This window comes from Spirosoma pollinicola, assembly GCF_002831565.1.
GTDB classification, from domain to species: domain Bacteria; phylum Bacteroidota; class Bacteroidia; order Cytophagales; family Spirosomataceae; genus Spirosoma; species Spirosoma pollinicola.
The window spans coordinates 2,609,708-2,621,615 of the sequence record NZ_CP025096.1; the positions used below are offsets into that span (position 1 = coordinate 2,609,708).

Below are 11,908 nucleotides of genomic sequence, written 5' to 3' on the forward strand. Positions count from 1 at the left end.
TGTAAGGTGTGCACTATGGTTGGTAGGTTGCAAATAACAGACTTGATTTTCCATACATTATGCATTATCCATTTTTCATTATCCATTAAAAGACTATGCATCAAACGACCTGTTGTTATTGTGGTGTTGGCTGTGGAATTGTCGTCAAGCAGGAACCGAACGGACGATTGACCGTTGAGGGCGATAAGCAACACCCGTCCAATAAGGGAATGCTTTGCTCGAAGGGTATGAATCTGCACTATACCGTCATGGATCAGTCAGATCGGCTGTTGTACCCGCAAATGCGGCTCAACCGGAATATGCCTATGCAGCGCGTGAGTTGGGATGCCGCACTGGAGCGAACAGCCGCCGTTTTTAAAACATTTATCCAGAAATACGGCCCTGACTCGGTCGCGTTCTATGTGTCGGGACAGTGCCTCACCGAAGAATATTACCTGGTTAATAAGCTCATAAAAGGGTTTATTGGGTCGAACAACATAGATACGAACTCCCGGCTGTGTATGAGTTCGGCGGTTGTAGGCTATAAGCTATCATTGGGCGAAGATTCCGTGCCGGTCTGTTACGATGACATCGAAGATGCCGACGTTTTTCTGGTTCAGGGCGCAAACCCAGCCTGGTGCCATCCCATCATCTGGCGTCGGATTGAAGCGCACAAGGCAGCTAATCCGCATGTTAAAATTATTTGTGTCGACCCTCGTAAAACCGATACGGCCCGGTCTTCAGATCTCCATTTACCCATTCGCCCCGGCACAGACATTGTTCTGAATAACGCTATTGGCCGATTACTGATCGAGAATGGCGACATTGACGTTGACTTCATAACCAATCATGCCGACGGCTTCACGGCCTACCGCGAACAGGTCATGCAACGCTCAGTTGAGGAAGCCGCCGAAATTTGTGGAATTTCTGCCGGTGGTATTCGGCAGGCGGCCGAGTGGATTGGCCGCTCGAAAGGCTTTCTGTCGCTCTGGACAATGGGGCTGAACCAGTCGGTCATTGGCGTAAATAAAAATCTCGCGCTGATTAATCTGCACCTGATTACAGGTCGGATTGGTAAACCCGGTAATGGACCGTTCTCACTCACGGGACAGCCCAACGCAATGGGTGGTCGCGAAACGGGTGGTTTGGCCAATGTGCTGCCCGCTCACCGCGATGTAACAAATGCGACTCACCGAGCCGAAGTTGAAGCATTCTGGAACAGTCCGGTCAAAATTGCGTCGAAACCCGGCCTGACCGCTACCGAAATGTTCGAAGCGCTGGCTGATGATAAATTGAAGGCCATCTGGATTATCAATACGAATCCGCTGGTGAGTATGCCCGATGTGAATGCTACCGAAAAAGCCCTTCAACACGCTCGTTTCGTGGTCGTTCAGGATGTATCGAACCGCGCCGATACGGTGCAGTTTGCCGATGTGGTGCTTCCCGCTGCGGCCTGGCTCGAAAAAGAGGGCACCATGACCAACGCCGAACGCCGGATTGCGCACCTTCCTAAAGTTCTCGATGCCCCTGGCGAAGCCTTGCCTGATTCGGAAATCATCTGGCGATTTGCCCGGAAAATGGGTTACGCCGATTCCTTTACTTACGCAAACACTTCGGAAGTTTACGACGAATACGCCCGGCTCACCGCCGGAACAAACGTCGATATTACAGGCGTCAACTATGCGTTGCTCAAGGAAAAACGTACCATTCAGTGGCCTTTTAGAAAGGGAGAAGGGAGTAAGGAGGAAAGGGAAGAGGGGACAAAAAGACTATTTACCGATAATAAATTTTACACTCCTAATGGCCGCGCCCAAATCCATGCCGTACCCGACGAAAATACCTCTGAGCCTACCGATGCTGGCTTTCCGCTTGTCTTAACTACTGGTCGTATCCGCGACCAGTGGCACACCATGACCAAAACCGGGCGGGTAGCCAAGTTGAAACAGCACAGTCCGCAGCCGTTCCTGCAAATCCATCCCGACGATGCCAAAGCACGCGGTATCGAAGAGGGACAACTGGTTGAGGTGCGCGGACGCCGGGGAGAGGTTCGCGTAAAGGCGCAACTTACGGACGATGTACGGCCGGGACTATGCTTTCTGCCGATGCACTGGGGAAAGGTTTTGTCTGACAAATTGGGAGAAAACAACCTGAACCGGGCGAACAACCTGACTAACTCGCTCGTTGATCCCCGTTCGAAAGAGCCAGATTTTAAGTTCTCGGCGGTGGAGGTCATTCCCTATGCAAAGCCTGTTGAAAAAATTATTATTATCGGGGCCGGTTCGGCTGGTTTAGGCTTTATCAACTCGTATCGTGCCCTTAAGTCGGGGCGCGTCGACAGCCCCACGACGTCGGTCAATGACGAAATGCATGTTTTCTCAAAAGAGATCTATCCATTTTACAACCGCGTTCTGTTGCCCGACTATATCAGCGGGGCGCAGTCGTGGGAGCAGCTTGTCAAACTGCGCGAAGATCAATTCGAGGAAGCTCGCATCATCGTACATAAGGGTGTTGGCATCGCCCATATCGACCGAAAGGCTAAGGTTGTTGTCGATACGGATGGCGTTGAACACACCTACGACAAAATCTTGCTTGGAACGGGTAGCCGGGCGTTTATGCCCAAAGGAATACCCCGTTTGCCGGGCATTTTCAATATGCGTTCGCGGCTCGATGCCGATTCGCTCATGCCATTCCTTAATCAACAGGACCCCCATGCCGTCATTGTTGGTGGTGGGTTACTCGGTCTGGAACTGGCGGCTTCCCTTCGGCAAATTGACGTTCGGGTAACGGTTATTCAGCGAGTGGGCCGATTTATGGAACGTCAGCTCGACCCACTGGCCAGCGAACTGCTCTATCTGGAACTCCTCGACCGGGGTATCGACATCTATTTTAACGAAGAAGTCCAGACCTTTATGGGGACGGATCAGGTTGCGGGCGTTCAGTTAAAATCAGGTAAAAAGATTGATTGTCAGGTTGTTGTCGTTGCAATTGGTACGGTTCCTAATATCGAACTTGCCCGCGAGGCCGGTTTGACCTGCAACAGGGGCGTGGTCGTGAATGATTACCTGCAAACCTCCGATCCCAGCATTTTTGCCGCCGGCGAAGTGGCGCAGTGGAACGGCCAGATGTGGGGGATTACGCTGGCCGCCGAACAACAGGCCGAAACAGCCGCCCGTTACATCGCTGGCGATATTTCGCAACCGTACAAAGGCAGTCTGTCGATCAGTATTCTGAAAATGGAAGGCCTGCACCTGTGCAGCATGGGCATGACCGAGGTTCCAGCCAACGCCGGTCCTGAATTTGAAGAGATCATCTTTATCGACAAGTCGAAGCGGTATTACAAGAAGTGCATTGTGCAGGGCGATAAACTCGTGGGTGCCATTTTAGTCGGTGATAAGAACGAGTTTGCCGAATTCCGCGAATTGATCGCCAACGGTACCGAGCTATCCGAAAAACGACTCCAACTTCTCCGCGCCAGCAAACAGGTTGACCCCGTCGAAGGCAAGTTGGTATGTTCCTGCAACACGGTTGGACAGGGAAATCTGGAGCGGGCCATACAGGCTGGCTGTACCGATTTTCAGCAGTTATGCCAGAAAACCGGTGCCGGAACGGGCTGCGGCTCATGTAGGCCAGAAGTGCGCAGTATTTTAGAGAAAATGAGTGAAAGAGTGAAAGAGCGACAGAGCGCTATTACTGGATTAGCTCCCCTCGGCATATTCGCACTTTCACTCTTTCACTCTTTCGCTCTTTAAATTTCATGCGCGATTACTACACCCTGAAAGTCAACATGCCTGCCGGTATTGTTTCGCCCGGTACGTTGCAAACCGTATTGTCGCTTGCCTATGAAGCGAAAGTGCGGAAGGTGCGCTTTGGTGCCCGCCAGCAATTGCTGATGACGGTGCATTATGAAGACATGCGCTTTCTGGAAAAAGACCTGAAACAACAGCAGATTTCGTACGAACTGAATTCGGAGCAATACCCGAACATCATCAGCTCCTATTGTGGCGAAGACGTTTTTCGTACCGGTGCCTGGCTGCGGGAAAGTGAGTACCACACCGTGCTGGATCAGTTCGATTATCAGCCCCGGCTGAAAGTCAATCTGTCGGATTCGAACCAGAGTTTTACACCCTTTTTTACCGGAAACCTTAATTTTATTGCCTCCCCTGAACCGCACTTCTGGTATTTATACGTCCGTCCCAAACAAACAAATAGCCTGTTTCGCTGGCCGGATCTGATTTATACCAACGATATTGGCCGCCTTGCCAAAGCCGTCGAAGAATGCATGCTGGCCGAAGGGTTTCAGAGTGAGGATGCCCTCCATAAAGCGGTTACCGGCGGGCAAAATTTTATCACACAACCGGCTACGCAGGACATTGAATTACCCGAATTTTCGCTTCCCTATTACGAAGGTTTCAACCGATACGGGGAACGGTCGTGGCTGGGACTTTATCGTCGGGATGAACAATTTTCGATTGCTTTTCTGCTTGATGTATGTGCATTGTGTCTAAAAACCCGCCTTGGAGAATTGTGCATAACGCCGTGGAAATCCCTGATTATTAAAGGAATTGAAGAAAAGGATAGAGGGGCCTGGTCGTATATATTAGGCAAGCACAATATCAATGTACGCCATGCCGCCAACGAATTAGCCTGGCAAACAGAAGACAATACCGATGAGGGAATGGAGCTTAAGAACTATGTGATCCGGTATTTTGAGAAAAACGACACCCGCACCTTTGGGCTTTGTTTCGGAGTGCAAACACGTGCTAAATCAGAAGTATTTGGGTCGGTACTGATACGGAAACGCCCACTAATTCGGATTGGTCAGTTGGCCCTGTTTAGTGTTTATGATTTGTATTTTACAGAGAACTTTAACCCGAATAGCCGCACGCATCACCTGGCAGAAAAGGGTCTGCTTAAGATGCACGTTCCCAATCAACTAAATCGGTTATGCCGTAAATTCAACGCACGCCGGTCGCAGGAGCGAATCGACACGGTTCGGGCAGAGGTAGAAAAAGCAGAGCCTGTTTCGAATATGGCGGCTTCTGTGCATCAATGCACCCATTGCTTTACGGTCTACGACGAACAGTACGGCGATGCCCGGCGCGGCATTCCGGCTGGCACCCCGTTTGGGCAATTACCCGCAGATTATGCCTGCTCAACCTGCGATGCCCCGAAGCAGGACATCAAGTTAGTAAAACCAGCAACGTTAGTAATGGGGTCATAACCTAATAACACTGAAGGGGTTGACTGTGGATAACCCCGGACTACATCCGGGGTAGTGAGTATAGAGTAGTGCATCCGAGGTAGTGGCACATGCTACCTACCATAACCCCGGAGGGGTTGACTGTCTGGCTAGTAGCAGGACGCTGTCAGTGGCGGGATGCTCCCATCCGAGGGCTGTGCCCCCGGTTATCAATAGTCAACCTTTTCTGGGTTGGCAGGATGGTACGTTGTCGTCACTGCTATCCGAGGGCTTGTGCCCCCGGTTATCAATAGTCAACCCTTTCTGGGTTGGCCAATCAATTCTGTGCGCTACGCTTTTATACTAAAAAATCACTATTATTAAGGTATGACTCGGTATCATACCAACGACCTCAAACAGCAAATTGAACGTATTCTGCGCTGGGAACAATCGTCTCACTGGCGCCCGCGTGACTTTGTTCACCTGAGCGAACTCGTGTTCAGCCATACGCAACGACACGTTGATGCTCAGGAGTTAGAGTTGTTTTGGCTTTCGTCGGCGGTTCCGTCAGAAACGTCATTGGATACCCTTGCTATTTTTATTGATTATACCGACTGGGACGATTTCTGTTCCCGAAATTCATACGGCGTTGTTGAGGTTGACGAAGAAACCTCCATTCTTCATGCTCCCATGTGGGAAATTCCGGTTCGATGGGTCATTGCCATCTGCTGGTTTTCCGTTATCGCGTCGGTGGTCATCGGCGTTTTGTTAGTATGGAAACGCTAAACGATTCCACGTTTCGCAGCGTTATTGTTCCATAATAATGTCCTACGAACCACAACCCAATTCAAGCGACCGAATGGTACGTTTTCCTTTATGCCTGAGCCTGCTGCTCAGCGCAACGCTGGTGCTGGCTCAATCCACGCCAAAGGCCAAGTCAACAACGACAAAACCCGCCCCAAGGTCGGTGTCTTCACAGACCTCAGCCGGTAGCCTGAACAGTCTCATTCCCCTCGACCCCGATGTGAAGGTCGGTAAGTTGCCGAACGGGCTGACCTATTACATCCGTAAAAATGCCGAGCCGAAAAATCGCGCAGAACTACGATTGGTTATTCGGGCGGGGTCGGTACTGGAGAACGACAACCAGCAAGGCCTGGCTCACTTCATGGAACACATGGAGTTTAACGGCACTAAAAATTTCCCCAAGAATGAGCTTGTTAACTTTCTGCAATCGGCGGGGGTTCGCTTCGGGGCCGATTTGAACGCCTATACCGGTTTCGACGAAACGGTTTATCAACTGCCCGTTCCGACGGATTCGGCCAATGTATTCACGCAGGCGTTTCAAATTCTGGAAGACTGGGCGCACAATGCCACTATCGACCCAACTGAAGTTGACAAAGAGCGGGGTGTTATTCTGGAAGAACGTCGGCTTGGGCGTGGGGCTGGTCAGCGGATGCGCGATCAGTATTTCCCGATTTTGTTAAATAATTCGCAGTACGCCAAACGCCTTCCCATCGGTACCGAACAGGTGCTGACCACGTTCAAACCCGAAGTGTTACGTCAGTTTTATAAAGACTGGTATCGCCCCGATTTGATGGCGGTCATTGCCGTTGGCGACTTCGATATGAAGCAGGTAGAGAGCATCATCCGCGAAAAATTCGGACGAATTCCAGCCGTGAAAACCCCTAAACCCCGTACCGAATACGATATTCCGGCCAACAAAGACACTAAAGTGGTTATTGTAACCGATCCTGAACAACCCAATACGGTAGTGCAGGTGATTTACAAGCGCCCCGAAATCAAGGAAAAAACCCTGAATGACCTTCGGGAAAGTATTAAGCGCGGCCTGTTCAATACCATGCTCGGCAACCGGATTCAGGAGTTGACTCAACAGGCTAACCCTCCATTTCTGGGCGGCTATAGCAACTACAGCGATTTTCTGGGTAATCTCGATGCGTTTACTTCTATCGCGGTGGCAAAAGAAGGTAATGTTGAAAAAGCCATCCGGGCAGTGCTCGATGAGAATGCCCGCGTGAAGCAATTCGGTTTTACACCAACCGAATTAGCGCGTGCCAAGCAGGAGTTTATGACCAATGTGGAGCAGGCGTATAGCGAGCGTGACAAAACCCGGTCGGTTAATTACGTAAATGAATATGTTCAGAACTTCACTGACAAGGCCCCTTACACGAGCATTGAGTTTTACTATAATTTCCTGAAACGCGAGCAGGATGGTATCAAACTGGCCGAAGTCAATGCGCTGGTCGATCAATTCATTCACAATGACAACCGGGCGGTCATTGTCATGGCTCCCGAGAAAGACAAAGCCAAGTTGCCAACGGTTCAGCAGATTATCAGCTACGTGGACGATGCCGGAAAAGGGCTAACGGCCTATGATGACAAAACGCTGGACAGCCCGTTGCTGGCTACGCAACCTACGGCATCGCCCGTTGTGAATGAGAAGCAAATCAAGGATATTGGCGTAACAGAATGGACACTGAAAAATGGCGTTCATGTCGTGCTGAAACCAACGAATTTCAAGAACGACCAGATTCTGTTTTCGGCGAGTAGTCTGGGCGGAACATCACTTTATGATCTGAAAGATTTCCAGTCGGCGCGGTTCTCGTCTACGCTGGCAGCTATGGGTGGAACTGGGGCATACAACCAGATTCAGCTAGGGAAATTCCTGTCGGGCAAGCAGGTGAGCGTGTTCCCGTTTGTGGGTGAACTGAGCGAAGGTATCAACGGCAGCGCAGCCCCAAAAGACCTGGAAACGGCTTTACAGTTGCTTTATAGCTACTTCACACAACCCCGAAAAGACCCCGACGTAGTAAAAGGCTTCCTGTCGAACCAGCGGAGTGCCCTGCAAAATCGCATTAATACGCCAACACCACAAGGCGTTTTTCAGGATACTGTAACCGTTACGCTGGGCAATAACAACCCGCGTCGGCAACCGCTCAAACCCGAAGACTTAGACAAAATAGATCTCGACCGGGCATTGAAAATCTACCAGGAACGCTTCGCCAATGCAGGTGATTTTACGTTCTATTTCGTGGGTAACTTCAAAGAGGATCAGTTGAAACCGTTGGTCGAAAAATACCTGGGCGGCTTGCCTGCCACAGATAAACCGGAGAAGTTTAGCGACTTGGGCATCCGTGCTCCGAAAGGTCAGATCAGCAAGACGGTTTATTGGGGCCTCGACCCAAAGGCCAGCGTACAGTTAGTCTATACGGGCGACATAACCTGGTCGCCGGAGACGTCTACGCAACTGGACGCGCTGGCCGAAGTGCTGGAAATCAAGCTGATTGAAAAGCTGCGGGAAGAAGAAAGCGGTGTTTATGGCGTTGGAGCCAGTGCCGCCTACGCCAAATATCCGGTGCCGCGCTATACCTTCCGTATAAACTTTGGTTGCGCCCCCGAAAACGTTGAAAAACTCATCGCCAAAACGCAGGAGTTAATTAACAGCTTGAAAGAGAAAGGAGCCCTTCCCGCCGACATTGCCAAATTCAAAGCCGAAACCCGTCGTGAAACCGAAATACAGCTAAAAGATAACCAGTTCTGGCTGGGCTATCTTCAGAATCAGTACTACAACGGCGATGCACCCGACGAGGTTTTGCGCGAGGATGAACAGTTGAAAAAGGTAACAGTCGAAAGTACAAAAGAAGCTGCGAATCAGTATTTTGGCCCGAATTTGATCCGGCTGGTGTTGATGCCGGAGAAGAAACAGTAATTAGTTGATAAGCCTAGTCATCAGTAGTTTATGTCAAATAATACAGGCAGACTACTGACGGCTTTCTTTATATTTACGTAAAACCTCAAAAGCTATGGAAAGTACGCTGCTTGAAACTACAGAAGAGAAAGCCGTTCTCGGTATTCCAATGTCAAAGGAGCAGTTCATGAACTGGCATCCTGAAAGCAACTTTCTGTACGAATTTGAGAATGGATTGGCTATACCCACCGATGGAATGAAGAATGTTGAACGCCCTATTATTCAGAAAATTCTACGCAAGTTCACGCAGACATCCGCTTATCAGGAAATGGGTGAAATACTACCAGAAACCAAATGTTGGTTGGCCGATACACAAATGCGTATACCTGATGCAGCTTTCTTCACGTCGTCTCAAATTCGCGATTCTGGGGCTAATAAGCACCCCATTCCATCCTTCGTTATAGAAATAATTTCGCCCAGCGATACAGTTAAACGCGTTGAACAAAAAATAATTGAGTACTTCGATGCTGGAGTACAGGTTGTCTGGCATATTCATCCGGAACTTCGCATGGTCCGGGTATTTACGTCGTCTCGTCGGAATATAACGTGTTTTGAAAACGACACGTTTGACGCAAGCCCGGTTGTGCCAGATCTGCAACTAACAGTTGAAGAGTTGTTTATGCTTTAATATGGGTTATTTCCCAAGTACACAATAACCACTAGTGAGAAACGGGGGTATCGACTACAATCGGTACGCCCGTTTTCTTTATGGCCGCCAGACCGCCTTCCACGTTCACAACGTTGTCGAAACCCCGCGCTTTCAGGATGGAGTTAGCCACCATTGACCGATAGCCACCGGCGCAGTGAACATAAACCGGCTCGTTACGACTGATTTCAGCCATATGGTCATTGAGGTTATCCAATGATAGATTTTCGGCACCTTCAACATGTTCGCCCGCAAACTCGGCAGGCTTACGTACATCCACAACCGGAATAGTATGATTCTGCTGCCAGCGACTGGCAAACTCTTCCGCCGTGATAGACTCGACGGTATCGACTTCTTTACCTGATTTTGCCCAGGCTGAAAAACCACCCGCCAAAAAGCCGATACAATGATCGTAACCAACACGGGCCAGCCGCAAAACGGTTTCGCTTTCCTGACCCTCGGGCGCAACAAGGGCAATTGGCTGGGTTAATTCGGGAATTAACGCACCAACCCAGGGCGCAAACTGACCGTTAAGGCCAATATTGATCGAGTTTGGAATAAAGCCCTTCGCGAAATCGGCGGCCTCTCGCACATCCAGAATCAACGCGCTTGTTTCATTTACCGCCGTTTCAAACGCGTCGGGCGAAAGTGCCTGGCTACCTCGCTTCATGACGCGATCAATAGGCTCGTAGCCTTCTTTATTAAGCCGGGCATTTTCGGCAAAATAAGCGGGTGCCGCTGTCAGGCCATCGAGCACTTTCTCGACAAACTCTTCTTTCGACTTTGCCCGCAAAGCATAATTGAAGCGTTTCTGATTGCCGAGCGTATCGGTCGTTTCCTTGCTCATGTTTTTGCCGCAAGCCGAACCGGCGCCATGCGCCGGATACACGATCACATCGTCGGCAAGTGGCATAATTTTGGTTTGTAGACTGTCATAAAGCATGCCCGCCAGATCATATTCGGTCAGGTCGCCTTTTATTGCCAGATCAGGGCGGCCCACATCGCCGATGAACAGCGTGTCGCCGGTGAAGATAGCACGGTCTTTGCCGGTTTCGTCGATGAGCAGATAAGTTGTCGATTCCTGTGTATGACCGGGCGTGTGCAGTACCTTTATCGTTACGTCACCCAGCGTAAAAGTTTCGCCATCTTTGGCATGGTAAGCTTCATAGCTTGTGTTGGCATTGGGCCCATACACAATCGTTGCCCCCGTTTTCTTGGCTAAATCCACATGGCCCGACACAAAATCGGCATGGAAGTGTGTCTCGAAAACGTACTTGATTTTTGCACCGGCTTTCTCGGTTTTACGTATATAAGGCGAGGTTTCGCGAAGCGGATCAATGATAGCCGCTTCCCCCTTACTTTCAATATAATAAGCTCCCTGAGCCAGACAGCCCGTATAAAGTTGTTCGATAATCATAGTAACGCGGCCATCTTGTCCGTATTCGTATTGATATAGTTAATAACAGCGGACAGGATGCTGGAACGCCAGCCCGGCCGCGCTACATTAGTTCTCGCGTAATCATGTAAATCGCCACAACCAGAACAAACCAGCCAAAGCCTTTTTTGAGCCGGTCTGGTGCCACGAATCGAGATAAATATAGCCCAATGCCAATACCAATAATGGATAAACCTGTAAAGGGTAGTAGAAAATTCCAGTTCAAATCGGTGTGGTGAATATCACCCATAAACCCGACGAAGGAATTAACGGCAATAATCAGCACTGATGTGGCCACCGCCCGATACATGGGCAGGCCAGCCATTAAAACAAGCAGGGGAACAATTAGAAAGCCACCTCCGGCACCAATCGTTCCGGTCAGTAACCCAACGGCTAGTCCATCGAGTGCCAGACTCTTATAGCGCGGTTGCCCATCGGCGGCTTCGCCCTGTTCCGGTCGGTCGCTATGAATCATGGCACGAGCCGCAATAATCATAACGATAGCAAAAAAATAGAGGATAGCCTGACTTTTCGATAACGAAAATCGCTCAAACTGAAACAACGGATCGGGGAGGGCCGGAACCAGAAACCGGCGACTCAAATAGACGGATATAAAGGATGGTAGTGCAAACGCTACCGTTACGCGCACATCGACGCGCTTATTCCAGATATGGTTTAGGGAACCTATCAGCGACGTGGAGCCAACGACAAACAAAGAGTAAGTTGTTGCCAGCACCGTGGGAATATGAAAAACATACACAAAAATCGGTACCGTCAGAATGGAGCCTCCACCCCCCGCTAACCCAATAACCAAGCCTACAACAATTGCAGATGCATAACCAATAAGTTCCTGTCCACTCATCAGGGGACAAAACTACACTTGTTTAGTCTATAGACTACGGA

At 49.9% G+C, this 11,908-nt stretch carries 7 protein-coding genes; 5 read left to right on the forward strand and 2 right to left on the reverse strand.

Translation table 11 applies throughout. The annotated features are described in order from the left end of the window. Positions 1–95 precede the first annotated feature (95 nt). The 5 genes from CWM47_RS11045 (at position 96) to CWM47_RS11065 (ending at position 9,552) form a co-directional block, all read left to right on the forward strand. A complete protein-coding gene (locus CWM47_RS11045; RefSeq protein WP_240625840.1) occupies positions 96–3,728 on the forward strand; it encodes a nitrate reductase in 3,633 nt (1,210 codons plus the stop codon). A 5-nt stretch (positions 3,729–3,733) separates the two neighbouring features. Further along, positions 3,734–5,200 carry a rubredoxin domain-containing protein gene (locus CWM47_RS11050; protein WP_100988032.1) on the forward strand — a complete coding sequence of 489 codons (1,467 nt, stop codon included), beginning with the start codon at positions 3,734–3,736 and terminating at the stop codon, positions 5,198–5,200. 345 nt (positions 5,201–5,545) lie between these two features. Beyond that, positions 5,546–5,944: a hypothetical protein gene (locus CWM47_RS11055; protein WP_100988033.1), complete on the forward strand. Its 399-nt coding sequence runs from the start codon at positions 5,546–5,548 to the stop codon at positions 5,942–5,944. 73 nt (positions 5,945–6,017) lie between these two features. After that, the gene (locus CWM47_RS11060) at positions 6,018–8,885 is read left to right on the forward strand and encodes a M16 family metallopeptidase (RefSeq protein WP_100993831.1); all 2,868 of its coding nucleotides are present in this window, start codon (positions 6,018–6,020) and stop codon (positions 8,883–8,885) included. A 94-nt stretch (positions 8,886–8,979) separates the two neighbouring features. Further along, entirely contained in the window at positions 8,980–9,552 is a 573-nt protein-coding gene (locus CWM47_RS11065; RefSeq protein ID WP_100988034.1) for a Uma2 family endonuclease, read from the forward strand. Positions 9,553–9,583: 31 nt separating this feature from the next. Here CWM47_RS11065 and CWM47_RS11070 read toward each other — a convergent pair whose 3' ends face one another. After that, positions 9,584–10,987, reverse strand: coding sequence for an MBL fold metallo-hydrolase (locus CWM47_RS11070; RefSeq protein ID WP_100988035.1), 1,404 nt, complete (start codon positions 10,985–10,987; stop codon positions 9,584–9,586). Between the two features lie 82 nt (positions 10,988–11,069). Further along, a complete protein-coding gene (locus CWM47_RS11075; protein ID WP_100988036.1) occupies positions 11,070–11,867 on the reverse strand; it encodes a sulfite exporter TauE/SafE family protein in 798 nt (265 codons plus the stop codon). Between the last annotated feature and the right edge of the window lie 41 nt (positions 11,868–11,908).

What these genes read in the sequence shown, in the direction of transcription:
- CWM47_RS11070 (WP_100988035.1), bottom strand. Translation starts at nt 10,987, where the DNA reads ATGATTATCGAACAACTTTATACGGGCTGTCTGGCTCAGGGAGCTTAT.
- CWM47_RS11045 (WP_240625840.1), top strand. Translation starts at nt 96, where the DNA reads ATGCATCAAACGACCTGTTGTTATTGTGGTGTTGGCTGTGGAATTGTC.
- CWM47_RS11060 (WP_100993831.1), top strand. Translation starts at nt 6,018, where the DNA reads ATGGTACGTTTTCCTTTATGCCTGAGCCTGCTGCTCAGCGCAACGCTG.
- CWM47_RS11055 (WP_100988033.1), top strand. Translation starts at nt 5,546, where the DNA reads ATGACTCGGTATCATACCAACGACCTCAAACAGCAAATTGAACGTATT.
- CWM47_RS11065 (WP_100988034.1), top strand. Translation starts at nt 8,980, where the DNA reads ATGGAAAGTACGCTGCTTGAAACTACAGAAGAGAAAGCCGTTCTCGGT.
- CWM47_RS11050 (WP_100988032.1), top strand. Translation starts at nt 3,734, where the DNA reads ATGCGCGATTACTACACCCTGAAAGTCAACATGCCTGCCGGTATTGTT.
- CWM47_RS11075 (WP_100988036.1), bottom strand. Translation starts at nt 11,867, where the DNA reads ATGAGTGGACAGGAACTTATTGGTTATGCATCTGCAATTGTTGTAGGC.